Annotated in this window: 20 protein-coding genes and 1 tRNA gene; 14 read left to right on the plus strand and 7 right to left on the minus strand. The window is 70.8% G+C overall.

The annotated features are described in order from the left end of the window. Positions 1 to 64 precede the first annotated feature (64 nt). A complete protein-coding gene (locus tag D0Z08_RS09470) occupies positions 65 to 1,051 on the minus strand; it encodes a siderophore-interacting protein (protein ID WP_245993821.1) in 987 nt (328 codons plus the stop codon). Between the two features lie 32 nt (positions 1,052 to 1,083). Beyond that, positions 1,084 to 1,659 (minus strand): dCTP deaminase, encoded by a 576-nt coding sequence (gene dcd, locus D0Z08_RS09475; RefSeq protein ID WP_118924977.1) that lies wholly within the window; start codon positions 1,657 to 1,659, stop codon positions 1,084 to 1,086. Between the two features lie 59 nt (positions 1,660 to 1,718). On the opposite strand from dcd, the gene D0Z08_RS09480 reads away from it, so the two are divergent. The 4 genes from D0Z08_RS09480 to D0Z08_RS09495 all read left to right on the plus strand — a co-directional run bounded on the left by D0Z08_RS09480 (position 1,719) and on the right by D0Z08_RS09495 (position 3,732). Then, complete coding sequence (locus D0Z08_RS09480) at positions 1,719 to 2,480, plus strand: SGNH/GDSL hydrolase family protein (protein WP_118924979.1); 762 nt, start codon at positions 1,719 to 1,721, stop codon at positions 2,478 to 2,480. Positions 2,481 to 2,509: 29 nt separating this feature from the next. Then, positions 2,510 to 2,582 (plus strand) — tRNA-Gly (locus D0Z08_RS09485). Positions 2,583 to 2,618: 36 nt separating this feature from the next. Next, positions 2,619 to 3,080, plus strand: a complete 462-nt coding sequence (locus tag D0Z08_RS09490; protein ID WP_182481249.1) for a DUF4878 domain-containing protein — start codon at positions 2,619 to 2,621, stop codon at positions 3,078 to 3,080. A gap of 22 nt (positions 3,081 to 3,102) precedes the next feature. Beyond that, positions 3,103 to 3,732, plus strand: coding sequence for a DUF2461 domain-containing protein (locus D0Z08_RS09495; protein ID WP_118924983.1), 630 nt, complete (start codon positions 3,103 to 3,105; stop codon positions 3,730 to 3,732). A gap of 3 nt (positions 3,733 to 3,735) precedes the next feature. On the opposite strand, the gene D0Z08_RS09500 is transcribed toward D0Z08_RS09495, so the two are convergent. The 3 genes from D0Z08_RS09500 to D0Z08_RS09510 form a co-directional block, all read right to left on the minus strand. Beyond that, positions 3,736 to 4,509, minus strand: coding sequence for a hypothetical protein (locus D0Z08_RS09500; protein WP_118924985.1), 774 nt, complete (start codon positions 4,507 to 4,509; stop codon positions 3,736 to 3,738). Continuing rightward, positions 4,506 to 5,000: a SigE family RNA polymerase sigma factor gene (locus D0Z08_RS09505; protein WP_118924987.1), complete on the minus strand. Its 495-nt coding sequence runs from the start codon at positions 4,998 to 5,000 to the stop codon at positions 4,506 to 4,508. The genes D0Z08_RS09500 and D0Z08_RS09505 overlap by 4 nt, the downstream gene beginning before the upstream one ends. Before the next feature lie 68 nt (positions 5,001 to 5,068). Next, the gene (locus D0Z08_RS09510; RefSeq protein WP_118924989.1) at positions 5,069 to 5,521 is read right to left on the minus strand and encodes a nuclear transport factor 2 family protein; all 453 of its coding nucleotides are present in this window, start codon (positions 5,519 to 5,521) and stop codon (positions 5,069 to 5,071) included. 129 nt (positions 5,522 to 5,650) lie between these two features. Between D0Z08_RS09510 and D0Z08_RS09515 the strand changes: the two genes are divergently transcribed. Further along, positions 5,651 to 6,328, plus strand: coding sequence for a hypothetical protein (locus D0Z08_RS09515; RefSeq protein WP_118924991.1), 678 nt, complete (start codon positions 5,651 to 5,653; stop codon positions 6,326 to 6,328). A 31-nt stretch (positions 6,329 to 6,359) separates the two neighbouring features. On the opposite strand, the gene D0Z08_RS09520 is transcribed toward D0Z08_RS09515, so the two are convergent. Beyond that, positions 6,360 to 6,818: an RrF2 family transcriptional regulator gene (locus tag D0Z08_RS09520; protein ID WP_118924993.1), complete on the minus strand. Its 459-nt coding sequence runs from the start codon at positions 6,816 to 6,818 to the stop codon at positions 6,360 to 6,362. 150 nt (positions 6,819 to 6,968) lie between these two features. Between D0Z08_RS09520 and D0Z08_RS09525 the strand changes: the two genes are divergently transcribed. Further along, on the plus strand, positions 6,969 to 8,840 hold the full coding sequence (locus tag D0Z08_RS09525; protein WP_118924995.1) for an acyl-CoA dehydrogenase: 1,872 nt from the start codon (positions 6,969 to 6,971) through the stop codon (positions 8,838 to 8,840). Between the two features lie 197 nt (positions 8,841 to 9,037). Here the strand turns inward: D0Z08_RS09525 and D0Z08_RS09530 are convergent, their stop codons facing one another. Further along, on the minus strand, positions 9,038 to 9,916 hold the full coding sequence (locus D0Z08_RS09530) for a LysR family transcriptional regulator ArgP (protein WP_118924997.1): 879 nt from the start codon (positions 9,914 to 9,916) through the stop codon (positions 9,038 to 9,040). Positions 9,917 to 9,985: 69 nt separating this feature from the next. Between D0Z08_RS09530 and D0Z08_RS09535 the strand changes: the two genes are divergently transcribed. From D0Z08_RS09535 to D0Z08_RS09565, 8 genes are all read left to right on the plus strand, one after another. Next, positions 9,986 to 10,588, plus strand: coding sequence for a LysE/ArgO family amino acid transporter (locus D0Z08_RS09535; protein WP_118924999.1), 603 nt, complete (start codon positions 9,986 to 9,988; stop codon positions 10,586 to 10,588). Positions 10,589 to 10,603: 15 nt separating this feature from the next. Further along, positions 10,604 to 11,653 (plus strand): family 43 glycosylhydrolase, encoded by a 1,050-nt coding sequence (locus tag D0Z08_RS09540; RefSeq protein ID WP_118925001.1) that lies wholly within the window; start codon positions 10,604 to 10,606, stop codon positions 11,651 to 11,653. 43 nt (positions 11,654 to 11,696) lie between these two features. Further along, positions 11,697 to 12,512 carry a maleylpyruvate isomerase family mycothiol-dependent enzyme gene (locus D0Z08_RS09545; RefSeq protein WP_118925003.1) on the plus strand — a complete coding sequence of 272 codons (816 nt, stop codon included), beginning with the start codon at positions 11,697 to 11,699 and terminating at the stop codon, positions 12,510 to 12,512. Beyond that, positions 12,509 to 13,444, plus strand: a complete 936-nt coding sequence (locus tag D0Z08_RS09550) for an oxidoreductase (protein ID WP_245993823.1) — start codon at positions 12,509 to 12,511, stop codon at positions 13,442 to 13,444. Before D0Z08_RS09545 ends, D0Z08_RS09550 begins: the two co-directional genes overlap by 4 nt. A 43-nt stretch (positions 13,445 to 13,487) precedes the next feature. Continuing rightward, on the plus strand, positions 13,488 to 14,432 hold the full coding sequence (locus D0Z08_RS09555; protein ID WP_118925005.1) for a hypothetical protein: 945 nt from the start codon (positions 13,488 to 13,490) through the stop codon (positions 14,430 to 14,432). Positions 14,433 to 14,632: 200 nt separating this feature from the next. Next, the gene (locus D0Z08_RS32050; protein ID WP_182481250.1) at positions 14,633 to 14,776 is read left to right on the plus strand and encodes a hypothetical protein; all 144 of its coding nucleotides are present in this window, start codon (positions 14,633 to 14,635) and stop codon (positions 14,774 to 14,776) included. A 94-nt stretch (positions 14,777 to 14,870) separates the two neighbouring features. After that, the gene (locus tag D0Z08_RS09560; protein ID WP_147381381.1) at positions 14,871 to 16,934 is read left to right on the plus strand and encodes an adenylate/guanylate cyclase domain-containing protein; all 2,064 of its coding nucleotides are present in this window, start codon (positions 14,871 to 14,873) and stop codon (positions 16,932 to 16,934) included. Between the two features lie 17 nt (positions 16,935 to 16,951). Beyond that, entirely contained in the window at positions 16,952 to 17,605 is a 654-nt protein-coding gene (locus D0Z08_RS09565) for a Crp/Fnr family transcriptional regulator (protein ID WP_118925008.1), read from the plus strand. The last annotated feature ends 126 nt before the right edge of the window (positions 17,606 to 17,731 follow it).

A 17,731-nucleotide genomic window follows, 5' to 3' on the forward strand; every position in this document is an offset into this window, starting at 1 on the left:
CGTGTCGTTGAACACGGGAACCGAGGGAGCTCCCGGTGATCGGCGACGACGCGTCGGCGCCGCGCTAGGAGCGCATGGCGACGCCCTCGCGCCAGTAGCCCATGAACGCGACCTGGCCGCGGTCGATGTCGAGCTCGTTGACGAGCCGGCGGCGCAGGCCGGTGACGATCCTCGACTCGCCGGCGATCCAGGCGTAGAGCCCGGCGTGCGGAGTGTCGGAGACGGGCACCTGCGTGGCCTCGGCGACCTCCTCGCCGGACGAGGAGTAGACCGGGGTCTCCCACAGGTCAGGGTCGATCTCGTCGTCGCCCACCTGCGGCGCGGGCTCGGCGCTGCCGGTCAGCCAGGCGATGACCGCGGCGTGCAGGCTGGCGCCGCGGGGGGCGTCGCCGCGCGGGATCCAGGTCAGCTCGATGCCGGCGGGGGCGGCGACGTCGCGCTGGATGTCGCCCGCGGCCGGCACCTCCACGAAGGCGGCGCCGATGGCGTCGGCGGGCAGGTCGCGCAGGATGCCGCGGATCGCCGGTACGGCGGTCTCGTCGCCCACGAGGAGCAGCCGGCTCGCCGCACCGGGGGACCACTCGATGCCGCCGAAGTCGTGGCCACGCCGTGGCGCCAGCACGATCAGCCGTTCACCGGGCTGCGCCCGCAGCGCCCACTCGTTGCCCGGGCCGCTGCGCTTGTCGAGGTTGGGCTCGCCCGGCTCGTGCACGACGATGTCGACCACGATCCGGGTCCCGGCCCCCGAGCCGACCAGGTCCCGGATCGTGTACGTGCGCATGGAGCCGCGCTCCTCCTCGGGGAGCTGCATCCAGCTCTCCCACCAGGAGTCGTCCATGTCGACGAACGACGGCAGGTTGCCCGCCGCGTTGGGGAAGACGATCTTCATCCGCTGGTCGTACAGCGGTCCGGAGGTGCCGCACTCGGCGAGCCCGGGACCGGCGAGCTCGATCCGCACGAACGACGGGGAGACGCGTTCGACGCTGTGCACCTCGACCTCGTCGAGGATCATCGGCAGGCTGGCGACGTACGCGTTCTTGGTGACGGTCACGAAAGTTAGGTTAGCCTAACTTTCAAGGGAGGTCAGATCTGGGTGCGGTGGAAGTTCTGGTACGACCGCGACGGCGTCGGGCCGCGCTGCCCCTGGTAGCGGGACCCGTACTTCGCCGACCCGTAGGGGTGCTCCGACGCCGACGAGAGCCGGAAGAAGCAGAACTGGCCGATCTTCATGCCCGGGTAGAGCTTGATCGGCAGCGTCGCGACGTTGGCGAGCTCGAGGGTGACGTGGCCGGAGAAGCCGGGGTCGACGAAGCCGGCGGTCGCGTGCGTCAGCAGGCCGAGCCGGCCGAGCGAGGACTTGCCCTCCACCCGCGCGGCGATGTCGTCGGGCAGCGAGACGACCTCGTACGTCGACCCGAGCACGAACTCACCCGGGTGCAGGATGAACGCGTCGTCGCCCTCCGGCTCGACGATCCGGGTCAGGTCCGACTGGTCGGCGGCCGGGTCGATGTGGGGGTACTTGTGGTTCTCGAACACCCGGAAGAACCGGTCGAGCCGGACGTCGATCGAGGACGGCTGCAACATCGCCGGGTCCCAGGGGTCCATCGCCACCCGTCCCTGGTCGATCTCGGTCAGGATGTCGCGGTCGCTCAGCAGCACGCACGGCACCCTACCGGGGTCGGATCCGCAGCCGCCGGGGTGAAGGGCACAATCGATGCATGACCTTCCAGCGGTACGTCGCCCTCGGCGACTCCTTCACCGAAGGCGTCGGTGACATCGACCCGACGCGGCCCAACGGCTGTCGCGGCTGGGCCGACCGGGTCGCCGAGGCGCTGGCGCTGCAGTCGCCGGACTTCGGCTACGCGAACCTCGCGATCCGTGGCCGCAAGCTGCCCGCGATCATCGACGAGCAGGTCGGCCCGGCGATCGACCTGGCGCCGGACCTGGTCTCCATCCACGGCGGAGGCAACGACGTGCTGCGGCCGAAGGTCGACGTCGACGCGCTGGCGGCGACGTACGACGAAGCCGTCGGGCGGCTGGCCGCCACCGGCGCCCGGGTCGTGATGTTCACGGTCGCGGACCCCGGGATGAACCCGGTGATGAAGCTGATCCGCGGCCGGACCGCGATCTTCAACGAATGGGTGCGCGAGATCGCTGAGAAGCACGACGCGACCCTCGTCGACTGCTGGCGGATGCGCGACTGGAAGGTCGCAGAGGTCATGGACGCCGACCGGCTGCACCTCAACCCGGTCGGGCACCAGGCGATCGCGATCGCCGTCCTCGACCGGCTCGGTGTCGAGCACGACCTGGAGCCGCTCGCCGTACCCGAGCTGCCGATCCTCGCCCGCCGCGCGCAGCGCCAGGCCGACCTCGAGTGGGCCCGCTCGCACCTCGCCCCCTGGGTGGGCCGCCGGATCACCGGCCGGTCCTCGGGCGACGGGGTGGAGCCGAAGCGTCCCGGCCTGAGCCCGATCGGGTAGCATTCGGCGTCGCGCGGGTCACCGCGCATGCGGGCGTAGCTCAGTTGGTAGAGCGCGACCTTCCCAAGGTCGATGTCGCGAGTTCGAGTCTCGTCGCCCGCTCCGATGACCTACGGTCCGATACATGAGGGCCGATCCATGAGGGCCGCCGCTCGCCGTACCTCCGCCGCCGCGCTCGCCGGCTGCCTCGCGGTCGCCCTCACCTCCTGTGGCGGGGACCCGAGGACCGAGGAGGGTGCGGCGGACACGGTCGAGGCGTACCTCGAGGAGTTCGCCGACGGTGACGGCGCCGGCGCGTGCGACCTCATGACCGAGGACTACGCCGAGGAGTTCGTCGACGACTGGAACGAGAGCGGGTTCGGCGCGGACGAGGAGGCCGAGGACTGCGCGGACGCCGTCGAGGCCAGCCTGGCCCTCGCCGAGGGCCTCGGCGAGGCGGACTTCGACACCACCGACATCACGGCCGAGGTCGACGGCGACCGCGCGACCGCGACCGTCGAGTACGAGGACGGCGACAGCGACGACGAGAGCTACGACCTCGTCTACGACGACGGCGACTGGCTGATCGACGGCCAGGAGGAGGTGGCGGCCGAGCAGTAGGCCGGCGACTACCCTGCGGGGCGTGGAGTTCACCGGTTTCCCCGTCGCCGCGCTCGACTTCTACGACGACCTCGAGGTCGACAACACGAAGTCGTTCTGGGACGCCCACAAGGCGGTGTACGACGAGCAGGTCAAGGCGCCGATGGTGGCGCTGACCGACGCGCTGGCGCAGGAGTTCGGCGATGCCAAGGTGTTCCGCCCGTACCGCGACGTGCGGTTCGCGAAGGACAAGACGCCGTACAAGACCCATCAGGGCGCGTTCGTCGGCGTGGCCCCGGCGACGGGCTGGTACGTCGAGGTGTCGGCGGCCGGTGTGCGGATCGGCGGCGGGACCTACCTCGCGGACGGATCCGACCTGGCCCTGATCCGCGAGGGCATGGCCGAGGAGAAGTCCGGCAAGCGGCTCCAGCGGATCCTGAGCGGGCTCGAGCGGGGCGGCTTCGAGATCGCCGGCGACCGGCTGAAGACGGCGCCCCGCGGCTACGACAAGGACCACCCGCGGATCGAGCTGCTGCGCCACAAGTCCCTGCTCGGCATGAAGAAGTACGGCTTCGAGCCGTTCGTCCACACCGAGGAGCTGCTGGTTCGAGTGCGCGAGGACTGGCGCAAGCTGCGGCCCCTGGTCAGCTGGATGGCCGAGCAGATCACCTGATCGCTACTCCTCGAACCAGACCCCGCTCGAGGCGATCGTGATCAGGTCGTCGACGCTGATCGCCGGCGCGTCCATCACGGGCGGGACGTCCTCGCTGCCGTCGGGGTTCTTGGACCGCGCGACGTTGTAGGACTGGAGACTGATGGCGTAGCCGTGGTTCCAGACCGTGACACCGATCGTGCGCACCGGGGAGTCCTGGGTGGAGGTCAGCACCTCCAGTCCGTCCACGACGGAGCACACGGGTTGCGGAAGGCTCTCGTTGGCCTGCTCGGCGTTGGCGAACTCCCGGCAGGTGGCGAGGGAGTCGGCGCGGGCGATCGTGAACGTGGTGAGCGTGCCGTCGTACCGGAAATGGACCAACCGCTCGTCGGCAGTGTCGACGAGCGGGAAGTCCGCGTTCTCCAAGGGCTCGCTGATGGGCCCGGGCGGCAGGAACGTGCCGATGATCGTCGGCGCCTCCCTGGCCGAGACGGTGGTGGGTCGGTCGGGTTCCTTCGGCTGGGGGCGGGGCAGCTCGACCGTCTTGGTCTCGACCGACTGGGTGTCGTCGGCGAAGCCGGGCTCGGTGCGCGGCTTCCCGCCGTCGCCGGACATCAGCAGGCTGGTCCCGATCGTGAGTACGACGACGGCTGCCGCGACCGCGACGGCGGAGCCGACCCGGCGGCGGCGCAGCCGGGTGCGGCCGCGCGCCGTGCCGTCGGCCACCAGCCGGTCGACCTCGGGCACGAGGTCGCCCGTGGCGCGCTCGAGCAACGCGGTGAGGTCGCGTTCGTTCATCGGGTGGTCCTCTCTCGCATCCGCGCCAGGGCGCGCATGCTGCGGTTCTTCACGGCACCGGGTGAGACCCCGAGGATGCGCGCGACCTCGTCGACCGGCAGGTCGTCCAGGTAGCGCAGCACCACGACCGCTCGGTCCATCGGCGACAGCGCGGTCAGCGCGTCGTCGAGGTCGAGGCGGAGGGTCGTCCGCTCAGCCGGGTCGGCTGCGGCACCCTCCGGGAGGTCGGCGTACGGCATCTCGGTGCTGCTGCGCCTGCGTCGGCTGCTGATGAAGGTGCGGGTCAGCGTCACCTGCGCGTAGGCAGCGGGGTTCTCCAGTGCCGGCCCGAGCCGGCGGTGCATCCGCACGTAGACCTTCGCCAGGGTCTCCTGGACCAGGTCCTCCGCCTCCGCCCGGTGACCGCACAGCAGCCACGCCGCGCGGAAGAGGTGAGGGGTCCGCGCACGGGCGAACTCCTCGAAGGCGTCGTGCGACACGGGGTCGATCATCTCTCTCCTGGGTCGTCCCTCGTCGGGATTGACACCAGTACGACGCGCGACCCGCCCGTCAGGTCACATCAGGGCTTCGTGAAGCTCGCCATCGTCCGGTCCGGCTCCCAGAACGCCTTCATCGACTGCACCCGGCCGTCGTCGTCGACGATGTAGACCATGATCAGGTCCGTGACGGTGTAGCTGCCGTCCGGGAACGACGTCTTGATCCGGCCGATGTTGGCGCAGGTGTTGCTCTCGGGGTTCGCGAACGAGTCGTTGATCTCGAACTCGAACGTCTCGATCGGAGCGATCGCCTTCTCCCAGAAGGCGGAGATGCCGGCGTGGCCGCGGTGGCCGGTGCCCTCGGGGTCGAACATCGACCGGCCGACCGGGTCCTCGAGCACGCAGTCCTCGGCATAGACCGTGAACCACTCCGCCAGGTCGCCCTTCGCGACGGCTGAGTAGGAGCGCTGCGACGCGGCGCGGGCCGGATGCGGGTCGTTGGGCGCGTTCCAGACGATGGCGTCGGAGGTGATCATGGGGCGATCGTACGACGGAAACTAGAACTTGTTCTAGTGATGAGCGTCGCAGAGCGCCTTCCGCCCCAGGTCACGCGGCCGTCGGGAGTCGTTCACAAGCCGGTCAGGTCGGTGCCCCACCCTGCCGGTATGGCGAAGAAGCGGAAGGTGTTCCTGCACGTCGGGATGCCCGGTGCCGGAGACATCATCGAGGCGGCGCTCGTGCACCACCGGACGGCGCTCGTCGAGCTCGGCGTCGACGTACCGGCACGGTCGGCGGACGAGACGTTCCTGTCGACAGTCGAGATCCTGCGCGAGCACAAGGCCTGGGGCTTCGCGCGCAAGGAGGTCGAGGGCAACTGGGCGAACCTGAGCCGGCGGGTGTGGAAGGGCAAGCAGACCGCGGTGCTCAGCCTGCCGCTGATGGCGACGGCGAGCCGGCCGGAGATCGACCTGCTTCTCGACGCGCTGGCCGGGCTGCAGGTCAACGTCGTACTCACCGCAGGTCCTGACGACGACCTCGACGAGGTCACCGCCCGCTGGGGCGCAGCCGTCCGCAAGCCCGAGCGGCTGCACGTCGTACGACTCGAGGAACCCACGCCGAAGCGCGCCTGGAAGGCCTTCGGCAAGGTGGCCGGCTTCGGTACGGCGTCGCTGGGGCTCGACGACGTCCCTGACCCCGTCGGCGCCCGCTCGATCGGCTCGCTCGACGAGGCGCGTCGCGAGATCGAGCGCCTCGCCCGCCGCAACCAGACCCTCGAGCGCTGGCGCGACGAGAGCGACCGCAAGCGGAAGCGGCTGAAGAAGAGGCTCGGCGACGTCGCCTGAGCCCGGGCCCCTACCGGCCTCTGCCAGGGCCTTAGTGGGCCTTCCAGGCGTCCTCGTCGGCGGTGCGCTTGGTCACAGCGGCCGGGAGGTCGGCGTCGGCGAGCTGCTGGATCGAGACCTCCTCGAAGACCTCGCGCAGCGAGCTCCGGGCGGCGATCCAGACGTGCTGGAGCACGTCGGCCGACTCGTTGTAGGTGACCGCCTCCGGCCGGAGGCCGTAGACCGAGACCAGCGGGCCGTCGACCGCCCGGATCACGTCGGCGACGGAGACCTCGGCCGCGGGCCGGCCCATCCGCCAGCCGCCTGACTGGCCGCGCTGCGACATCACGACGCCGGCGCGGCGCAGGTCGGCCAGGATCGCCTGGAGGAAGCCGTGCGGGATGTCCTGGAGACGCCCCAGCTCCTCGGCGCTGACCGCGGGCCCGTCCGCGCGTCCCGCCATCTCGATCAGGGCGCGGAGCGCGTAGTCGGACTTGGCGGAAACTCGCATGGGTCCAGTGTCTCAGATTTGTCGATCGAATCACTTCACATGGGTCCGTGCTTGCCCAGAGCAAGCACCCGCCGTATTATTAAGTTACTCGCGAGTAGCCCTGATGGCTGCTCGCTCGCCTCCTGTTATCAGCGAAGAAACGGTGGGACCGTGAGCCACTACAAGAGCAACCTGCGCGACATCCACTTCAACCTGTTCGAGCTCCTCGGGCGCCAGGACATCCTGGGCGCCGGGCCGTTCGAGGAGATGGACGTCGACACCGCCAAGGAGATCCTGGCCGAGGTCGACCGGATCAGCCGCGAGGACCTCGCTGCGTCCTTCGAGGACGGCGACCGGAACCCGCCGGTGTTCGACCCGAAGACCAACACTGCGCCGGTCCCCGAGTCGTTCAAGAAGAGCTACGACGCCTGGATGGAGGCCGGCTTCTGGAGCCTCGGCCTTCCCGCCGAGATCGGCGGCACCGAGGCGCCGTCGTCGCTCGTGTGGGCGACCGCTGAGCTCATCCTCGGCGCGAACACCCCGGTGTGGATGTACGGCGCCGGACCGTTCTTCGGCAAGGTCGTCTTCGAGAACGGCACCGAGCGCGACAAGAAGATCGCCGAGTTCATGGTCGAGCGGCAGTGGGGCGCCACCATGGTGCTCACCGAGCCCGACGCGGGCTCCGACGTGGGTGCCGGGACGTCGTACGCCACTCCTAACGACGACGGCTCCTGGAACATCACCGGCGTCAAGCGCTTCATCACCAGCGCCGAGTCGCAGCTCCAGGAGAACATCATGCACCTGGTGCTGGCCCGCCCGAAGGGCGTCGACGGCGTCGGTGGGCCGGGCACGAAGGGCCTGTCGCTCTTCCTGGTGCCGAAGTACCACTTCGACCACGAGACCGGTGAGCTGACCGGCGAGCGCAACGGTGCCTACGTCACCAACGTCGAGCACAAGATGGGCATCAAGGTGTCCAACACCTGCGAGGTCACGTTCGGCGACCCGCAGATCGGCGGCGGCGAGCCCGCGAAGGGCTGGCTGCTCGGCGAGGTCCACGACGGCATCGCCCAGATGTTCGACGTCATCGAGAACGCCCGGATGATGGTCGGCACCAAGGCCATCTCGACCCTGTCGACCGGCTACCTCAACGCGCTCGAGTACGCCAAGGAGCGCGTCCAGGGCCCCGACCTCACCCAGGCCGCCGACAAGACGGCGCCGAAGGTGACGATCACCCACCACCCCGACGTACGCCGGTCGCTGATGACGCAGAAGGCGTACGCCGAGGGCATGCGCTCGCTGGTCCTCTACACCGCGTCCGTCCAGGACCGGGTCCAGCTCGCCGAGCCCGGCAGCGACGAGTACAAGTCCGCTGCCGCGCTCAACGACCTGCTGCTCCCGATCGTGAAGGGCTACGGCTCGGAGCGTTCGTGGACGCTGCTCGGCACCGAGTCGCTGCAGACCCTCGGTGGCTCCGGCTTCCTGCAGGAGTACCCGATCGAGCAGTACGTCCGGGACGCCAAGATCGACACCCTCTACGAGGGCACCACGGCGATCCAGGGCATGGACTTCTTCTTCCGCAAGATCGTCAAGGACGGCGGTCAGGCCCTCGGCTCCGTCGCCAACGAGATCAAGGGCTTCGTCGAGGACGAGGCCGGCAACGCGCAGCTGAAGAACGAGCGCGCCCTGCTCGCCAAGGCGCTCGAGGACGCCAACTCGCTGGTCGGCCACCTGGTCAACGACCTGATGAGCGCCGACGTCAGCTCCGGTGGCGACCTGCGCAACATCTACAAGGTCGGCCTCAACACCAGCCGGCTGCTGATGACGCTCGGCGACGTCGTCGTCGCGTGGCTGCTGCTCCGCAGCGCCGAGGTGGCCCTGGCCGCCCTCGCCGGCGACGCGGGCAGCGACAAGGCGTTCTACGAGGGCAAGGTGGCGGCCGCGCAGTTCTTCGTCACCGAGGTGCTCCCGAAGATCAGCGCCGAGGTCGCGATCGCCCAGGCGACCGACCTCGCGATCATGGACCTCGACGAGGCCGCGTTCTGATCGGCTGAACACGCTGCGTTCTGAGCCGGCCCACCCCTGAGGGTGGGTCGGCTCAGGCGTTCCAGGGCTGCGCGCCGAGAGTCGACGTACCTCCTGTCCCAGGCGTCACACCGCCCAGGGAAAACTGGCACTTCTCGGCCGTTGCAACGCCCGATAAGTGCAGGAATCCCCGGTCCGCCGGTGATTCCTGCGCCGCCTCACCGAAGCTGCCCCCGAGCAGCCTCGTGCACCGCGGCGGTGAGCCGCCCGAGGGCGGGGGAGTCGAGGCGCCAGCGCTGCCAGTAGAGAGGTACGTCGACCCGGTTCAGCTGGTCGCGGCCGGGCAGCCGGACGAGGCGGCCGGCGTCGAGGTCGGGCAGCAGTTGCGGCTCGGGCACCAGGCACCACCCGAGCCCGCGGCGGGCGGCCTCGTGGAAGTCGGTCGAGGTCGGCACCTGGTGGATGGTCCGCGGTGTGACGCCGCGGGCAGCGAGCACGTCGTGCTGCAACGTGTCCTTCTCGTTGAAGACCAGCACCGGCATCCGCTCCCAGTCCATGCCCCGCCCCCGGCGCCACCGCTCGACGAACGCGGGCGTCGCGGCCGCGCCGTACCGCAGCACGCCGACGGGCTCGACCGCGCATCCCTGGACGGGTGTCGGCTCGCTGGTCACGGCGGCGAGCACGTCGCCGCTGCGGAGCAGACCGGCGGAGTACGCCTGGTCCTCGACCCGGAGCCGTAGTGCGACTCCATCCCAGCCGGCCGCGGTGGACAGCACCTCGCGGAACCAGGTCGCGAGCGAGTCCGCGTTGACGGCCACCGGGAGGCTGACGACGTGCTCGGCGTCGTCGACCTCGAGCCGGGCCTCGTCGTACAGGAGCCGGGTCTGCCGGCCCAGCCGGACGTACGCCTCGCCCGCCGGCGTCGGCCGGCACGGCGTCGTCCGGCTGACCAGCACCTGCCCGGCGATGGTCTCGAGAGCCCGGATCCGCTGGCTGATCGCGCTCGCGGTCACGTGGAGCACCCGGGCGGCCGACTCGAACGAGCCGTGCTCGGCGATGGCGACCAGCGCTTCGAGCTGGGCGGGCTGCGGCGTCATGAAGCAACGCTAATGGATCCGCAGAAACATCCGCTGGTCTGAACCACGATCGCTCCCTACCTTCGACACGTGACTACCGCTGCGGCCGCCGGCCTGCTCACCGGGCTGTCCCTGATCGTCGCGATCGGGGCACAGAACGCGTTCGTGCTGCGCCAGGGCCTCGCCCGGCAGTACGTCGGACCGGTGGTCGCCGTCTGCGCCGCCTCTGACGCGGTCCTCATCGTCGCCGGCGTCTCGGGCATCGGCTCGATCGTCGCGCACGCTGGCTGGGCGCTGGAGGTGGTTCGCTGGCTCGGCGTCGCGTTCCTCGCGGCGTACGGCGTCCTCTCGCTCCGTCGCGCGCGCCGCCCCGAGACCCTCGAGGCCGCCCGCGCGGGCGCGTCCTCCCGGAAGGCGGCGGTCGGCCGCGCGCTCGCGCTCACCTACCTGAACCCGCATGTCTACCTCGACACCGTGCTGCTCGTCGGCTCGATCGCCAACCAGCACGGCGACGGCGGCCGCTGGTGGTTCGCCGCCGGCGCGGTCGCCGGGAGCGTGCTGTGGTTCACCGGCCTCGGGTACGGCGCCGGCGGGGGTCAGCGACTTCTCGCGACCCCCCGTGCGTGGCAGGTGCTCGACGTCCTGATCGGACTGACGATGCTCGCAATCGCCCTCATGCTCGCCCTCAGTTGATCTAGAGTCCGGCGCGTGCCGCGCTGCCTCCGCCCCGCCGTCGGAGCGCTCCTGCTCGCGGTGCTGTGGACGGCGGCGCCGGCCGCTGCGGCGCCGTACCCCGACCCGATCCTCACCACCGAGCGGTCCGGCGACCCGAGCGTCGTCGAGACCCGGAACGGCCGGGTCCTGGTGACGACCGGGCCCCTGGTCCGTCGAGCCCGCTGGGACCCGGGGGAGGGCTGGCGATGGATCCGCCCGGCCCTCCGGCGACTGCCGCGCTGGGCGGTCGAGGACGACGTTTGGGCCGACGACCTCGCCAAGATCAAGGGCCGGTGGGTGCTCTACTACGCCGCCCGGGTCAAGGGTCTCGGCAAGGGGCGCCGGTGCATCGGGGTGGCGACGGCGCCGACGGCGTACGGCGCCTTCCGGCCCGTCGACGAACGGCCGCTGGTCTGCCACCGCCGGGCGAAGACGCCCGTCGCGTGGGACACGGTGCCGAACGCGCCGGGCCTGCCGCGCCGGGGCGCCATCGACCCGTCGTACTTCGTCGACCGTCCGGCAGGGCGGGGGCAGGTGCCGACGCCGTACCTCCTCTACAAGACCGACGGTGTCCCGTCGTCGATCCGGATGCTCCCGCTCGGGCCCAACGGGCTCGCTCCGGCGGCCGGCGCGACCAGCAGCGAGCTGGTGCGTGCCGACTGGGTGATGGAGAACCCGGTCGTGCTGCAGCGGGGCGGCTTCTACCACCTGTTCACCTCCGAGGACAGCTGGGCGAAGTGCAGCTATCGCACGGTCTGGCGCCGGTCGACCGGCCTCGCGACCTGGCCCACCCGCCCGCGCCGGGTGCTGCTGTCGCGGGCCACGACGGACGGGCTGTGCGGGCCGGGCGGGGCCGACGTCATCGAGGTCGGCGGCCGGCCGCAGTTGTACTTCCACGGCTGGGTGCGCGACGGTACGACGATCCCGCCCACCCCTCCGTTCGTCGCCGGCGGTCGCGGCCCGCGCGCTCATCGAGTGCTCTACGGCGCGCTGCTGCGGTTCGTCGACGACGTTCCGACCGTGGCCCGGTACCTGACGCACTGAGACGCCCCGGGACCGGATCTGAGGCGTCGTTACGATCGCGGGCATGAGCGATGCCGAGCGGTTGGCGACGTACGTCGAGACCTGGTGGCAGGCGATCGGTGACTTCACCGCCCTGCTCGACTCCCTCCCGGAGGAGGCGTGGGCGCTGCCCACGGACCTCGCCGGCTGGGACGTGAAGGCGGTCGCGTCCCACACCGCCCACCTGGAGAGCCTGCTGGCCGGCGGGCCGGACGAGCAGGCCGACATCGGGGAGCCGCCCCACGTGAGGGGGCCGATGGGCCAGTTCACCGAGATCGGTGTCGTCACCCGGCGCGACCGCACTCCCGCCTCGATCGTCGAGGAGATCAGGGCGGTGACGACGGCCCGGCACGAGAGCCTCCTCGCCAATCCGCCGACGGACCCCGCGGCTCCGGCGCCCGGCCTCTTCGGACTCATCGGATGGAACCAGCAGACCCTGCTCCGCAACCGGCCGCTCGACGTCTGGATGCACGAGCAGGACGTACGCCGGGCCGTGGGACTGCCCGGCGGGATGGACAACGCGCCGGCGCAGCACACGGCCGACTACCTCAGCGAGGCGTTCGGGTTCGTGGTCGGCAAGAAGGTGGGCCCGCCCGCCGGCACCACCGCCGTGCTGGCGGTCGAGGGCAGCCCGGTCGTGGCCGTCGAGGTCGACGAGTCCGGCCGGGGTCGGCGGTTGGCCGAGGTGCCGACCGAGCCCACCGTCCGGCTGTCGGTGGACCGTGCGTCGTTCATCGTCCTAGCCGGCGGCCGCCGCGCCGCCGCGCCCGGTGCAGTGACGATCGAGGGCGACGCCGAGCTCGGTGCGGCGATCGTCGCGAAGATGGGGACCACCCCGTGACGGCGACGGCGACCTGGGACGTCGAGCGGATGCCCGACCAGACCGGCCGGACCATCGTGGTGACCGGCCCGACGATGGGCGGTCTCGGTCACTACACAGCGCTGGAGCTGGCCCGCAGGGGAGCGCGGGTCGTGCTCGCGGGTCGCACGCCGGCCAAGATCGACGCCACGGTTGCCGCCATCCGGGAGGAGGTGCCGGACGCCGAGCTGGAGACGCTGCAGGTGGACCTCGCCAGCCTCGACTCGGTGCGGCACGCGGGCGCGGCGGCCGCCCGGTTCGGGCCGATCGACGTGCTCGTCAACAACGCGGGCGTGATGGCGCCGCCGTACTCCCGGACGGAGGACGGCCTCGAGCTGCAGATGGCCACCAACCACTTCGGCCCGTTCCTGTTCACCGGCCTGCTGCTGCCGCAGCTGGTCGCGAGCGGCGACGGCCGGGTCGTGTCGGTCTCCTCGCTGATGCACACCACCGCCCGCCGTGCGCCGCTGGACGATCCGAAGAACCAGAGCGGTCGCTACTTCCGGTGGCCCGTCTACGGCCAGACCAAGCTCGCCAACCTGCTCTTCACCAGTGAGCTCGACCGGCGCCTGCGAGCGGCGGACGAGCCGGTGACCGCCCTCGCCGCCCATCCCGGCTTCGCCGGCACCCACCTGGCCGCGAACGGCCAGTACGGCAGGGCCAGCGGCGGGATCGCCAGCATCCTCGACGCCACCGTGAAGGCGGTCTCGCAGTCAGCGGCTGCCGGCGCCTGGCCGACCCTGATGGCCGTGACGGACGACCTGCCCGGCAACACGTACGTCGGTCCGAGCGGATTCCGGCAGATGGCCGGGGCGCCGCGGATCGTCGGCCGCAGCCGGCTCGCCCGGGACGAGGTGGCCGCGCGCCGGCTGTGGGAGCTGAGCGAGGAGACCGTCGGGCTGCAGTACCCGTGATTTCGTAGCCGCGTGCCCCGCGCCCGCAATACAGTGGACGGCCATGACGCTGCAGGCCCGCCTCGCGGAGCTGATCACTGCACGGGGCGCGGAGGTGCTCGCCGATCCCGGTGAGTTCCGCGCTGCGCTGGACGACTACCTGACGGACGAGGAGATCAGCCCCGGCGACCGCAACGTCCTGGTCGACGCGGTTCGCCTCGACGCCGTACGGCGGCTGCTCGGGCTGCTCGACCAGGGCAGCGACCCGCGCGCCGCCATCAACGAGGCCGGGCTGGCGCTCGCCCGGGAGCGTGGCTCCGACGATCCCCGCCGGTCGCTGCGCGCGACCGCGCTGCTGGGGTACGCGGTCGGCCGGATCGACGAGGACGTGGTGCGCTCCTTCGAGTTCACCCGCGCGCCGGCCCGGCCGACCCCTCCGCCGTACGTGCCGGATCCAGCCAGCGGTGTGGTGCCGCCCACCCGCGTGGTCCCACCGACACCTCCGCCGACGTCCGCGCCGGCCGCTGCTGCTCCAGCGCCTGCTTCTTGGCCTGTTCCAGCAGCTGCGCCCGGGTCGGGAGGCCGGCGACGGATGCCGATCGTGATCGGCGCCGCCGCGGTCGCTGTGCTGCTGGTCGCCGGACTCGCGGTGTGGTGGTTCGCCCTCCGAGGCGAGACCCCCGAGGAGGGCCTCGAGGAGTGGTTCTCGGCCGGCAGCTGCGAGGAGGCGGCCGATCGGATGACCGGATCCATCAAGCAGATGCTCGAGGACCAGATCGACGACGAGGGCGGGATATGCGCGGCGTTCACCGACTACTCAATCGAGTACGACGTGGTCAGCGTCGACGAGAACGGCGACCGGGCGACCGTCAAGATCGAAGGCACCGAGTACTACGACGGCACCGATGAGACCGTGCCCGACGAGGAGGAGTTCTCCGCGACCTTCGACCTTCGCCGCATCGACGGCGAGTGGCTGGTCTCCGACATCCACTGGCCCGACGACGAGTAGTAGACGTCAGCGCTCAACTCAGGCGATGCCGGTGTTTGCCGACAGCGATCACTGCATCACGACTCGGCTAGTCGTGCCCGTGACCTGTCGTGCCCGTGACACTCCCAGGGTCGCGTCGTGGACAGACGCTGGGCCGCTTCGTTCGTACGGTGACATCACGGTTGAACAAGCAACCGCACCCGACACCCAAGGACAGACCAATGTCTCGTATGCACAGGCGGATCGCCACCGTTGGCCTCTTGATCGCCACCTTCGTCGGCGCCGGGAGCGTCCTCACCGCCACCCCCGCGTCGGCGACGTCGAACTCCTTCAAGCCAGACATCTGCGGAGACTTCTGCAAGTAGGACTGAGCGGGCGCAACGGAGGTTGCTGAGCCGGACCGGTTGACCGGCGTCGTACCCCGGCCGCGTCCGGCGCATCGGCGATACGATGCGAGCCGTGGCGTCTGACGACCCACCAGAGGTCAGCCGAATCCTCCCGGGTGGGGGAAGCGCGTCTTGGGTGCGGCCCGCCCTCTGGGTCTTGCACCTGGCGCTCCCGATGCTGGCGTTGTGGCTGCTGATCGGGCGGCCGTCATCCGACGTTCGCTGGGAGCATCACCACGCCCACTTCGGCCTCGTCGTGGCCACGGCGGTCGTCAACGTCGGGCTCGGGCTCCTCATCATCCGGGCGGCGAGCCGGCGGCACGACGCCCGCCTGTTCCTGGTGGCTCTCGGCTTCCTGGTGGCGGCGGGCTTCCTCGGTCTTCACGCGCTGGCCACCCCCGGTGTCTTTCTCGAGAAGAACGCCGGATTCCAGGTGGCCACGCCGGTCGGGCTGTTCCTCGCCGCCGTGCTCGCCGCCGCGTCATCCATCGAGTACGGCGACAAGAGCGCGGCGACCCTCTTCCGCCTGCGCGTGCCGTTGCTCGGGCTGGCCGGAGCGGTCCTGCTCGGGTGGGCGGTGTGGTCGTTGGGCGGATTTGCCCCGCTGGACCGGCCGATCACGCCCGAGGAGAGCGAGGGCCCGCTGCTCGTCACGGCGTACGCCGGCGCGGCCCTCTACGGGGGCGCGGCGATCCGCTACTACCTCGTCTACCGCCGACGCCCGGCCGTGATGCTGATCAGCATCATCACCGCGTTCGTCATCCTCGCCGAGGCGATGTTCTCTGTCGCGTACGGCCGCAGCTGGCGCGCCTCGTGGTGGGAATGGCACGTTCTGATGACGGTCGCGTTCGCGTACGTCGCCTACAGCGCATACGTGCAGTACCGACGGGAGGGCTCGCCCCTGGGGCTGTTCCACGGCGTCGCGCTGTCCCGCACCGTCGAGCAGATCCGACAGGACCATGCGGCCGCGCTCGACGAGCTCGCCACGGCGATGCGTCGTCACGCCGAGGGTCAGCAGGACCGGGAGCTCGCACGCGTAGCCGCCGGGATCGCCAAGCGCTTCGACCTGACCGAGCGCCAGCTCGAGGTCCTCGAGCGCGGCGCGGACGCGCTGGCCCTCGAGCAGACCCAACGGAGACGGCTGGGCGCGCTGGTCCGCGTCGGTCGCCAGGCCATGGTCATCAGCAAGGAGGACGACCTCCTGACGCGAGCGATGGCCATCTGTGCGGAGGCCTTCGCGCCCGACCGGCTGGCGCTGCGCCTGGTCAGCGAAGTCGATCTCGACGAACCGCTGGCCGGGGCGGCACTCCGTTCACTCGAGGCAGCTGAGGGCGACGAGGGGCGTCGCTACGTCGTACCGCTGGACGTCAAGGGTCATGCCGCCGGGATACTCGAGGCGACCCGTGACCACGGCGCTTTCAGCGAGTCCGACCGATCGCTCCTGCGGTCGCTGGCCAGCCAGTTGTCGATCGTCCTCGAGAACGCGCGGCTCTACCACCAGCTCGACGGGCTGTTCCGCACCTACATGTCACCGGACGTCGCCACCGCGCTGCTCGCAGATCCCGACCAGGCAGGTCTTGGCGGGTCCGAACGGGAGGTCAGCGTGCTGATGGCCGATCTCCGCGGGTTCACCCCCTTCGCGGAGATGTCCACGCCCGAGCAGGTCGTCGCCATGCTCAACGCGTACTACGGCGCGATCGTCCCGGTGATCCTTGACGAGGGCGGGACTCTGGTGCAGTTCGTCGGCGACGCGGTGATGGCAGTGTTCAATGCGCCGACGCGTCAGCCCGACCACGCCCGTCGGGCGGCGCGCGCCGGCCTGAGGATGCAGGAGGCCACAGCGCAGGTCGCGGCCGGACGCGCCGAGTGGCCGCGCTTCCGGGTCGGTGTCAACAGCGGGCCCGCTCTGGTCGGCAACGTGGGCAGCGTCGAGTTCCGCAACTTCGCGTGCATCGGGGACACCACGAACCTGGCCGCCCGCTTGGAAGGGCTGGCCGAGCCGGGTCAGGTGGTCATCGGCCCCACCACCCGCTTGCTGCTCGACGAGCTCGCGGACGTCACGTCGCTCGGGCCAGTGACGGTCAAGGGCAAGCGGGACCCGCTGGAGGCGTTCGTGCTTCGCAGGCTGCGGAGCTGAGGAACTGCGGGCGCGGGATGTCGACGGACTGGCGGCCCTTGTTCGACCTGCTCGTGCCCCAAGAGCGGCGTGAGCTGCTCGCGTCGGGTCAGCGAAGGCGGTTCGCGCGCAAGGAGGTCATCTTCCACGAGGGCGACCCTGGCGGGACCATCCACCTCATCCAGTCCGGCCACGTCGCCGTACGGATCCATACCCCGCTCGGTGACGTCGCGACCCTGGCGATCCTCGGCCCCGGACGGACCTGCGGCGAGCTGGCACTGCTGGATCCGGATGCCCGGCACTCGGCGAGCTGCATCGCAATCGAAGCCACCGAGACCTGGTTGCTGCACCGGGAGCAGGTGAACCGGCTCCGTCGCGCGTACCCGGCCATCGACCGGTTCGCGATGCAGCTCATGGCCGCCTACGTACGGAGACTCTCGGAGCAGCTCGTGCAGGCGCTCTACCTCTCCGCCGATCAACGGGTGGCAGCGCGGGTCCTCGACCTCGCTGAGACGTACGGCGAGGGCCGCGACATCCCCGTCACGCAGGAGGATGTCGCGACCCTTGCCGGCACCTCGAGGGCGACGGTCAACCGCGTCCTCGGCGAGCTCGAGGCGGCCGGCGCACTCGCCGTGTCGCGTCGGCGCATCGCTGTGCTGGACCGGGCTCTCGTGGCCCGCGCTGCCCGTTGATCTGGTCCCGGGCCCTTCGAGCTCATCTGAAACTGTCGCGACGTTGACAGTTCTTCCGTGGCGCTGGCGACAGACCTCAAGCACGTCTTGCCGCACGCTCGACGCACAACGGTCCACCTCGAAACC

It is taken from the genome of Nocardioides immobilis (assembly GCF_003515065.1).
Classification (GTDB): domain Bacteria; phylum Actinomycetota; class Actinomycetes; order Propionibacteriales; family Nocardioidaceae; genus Nocardioides; species Nocardioides immobilis.